The organism is Flavobacterium sp. GQ95 (assembly GCF_059758655.1).
On the sequence record NZ_JCAXEB010000092.1, the window covers coordinates 1 to 224 of the forward strand.

Here is a 224-nt window from a genome sequence, read left to right on the forward strand (position 1 = left end):
AATTAAAAGTCGTTTTTTCATTCATAATGAAAATACTGTCTTTTACATTTTGTTTTGGATATACGTATCTAAAGGCGATTCCGTCATCAAAAGCGCGAAACTGAATTTCTAATTTGCGTTTGTTTCCGCTTTTTTGCTGTAATTCAACAGAAAGTTGATTGTAATGATTTCTTATGTTTTTCTTTTCTCCCCAAACCTGTTCCCAAGTCTCGTCGAATGAAGTG

1 protein-coding gene is annotated in these 224 nt (G+C 33.0%); it reads right to left on the minus strand.

Going from position 1 to position 224, the window contains the following annotated elements; translation table 11 throughout:
- Window positions 1–224: glycoside hydrolase family 97 N-terminal domain-containing protein (locus AC6CH4_RS26065; protein ID WP_498108261.1), on the minus strand; the 224-nt coding region annotated here is incomplete at both ends.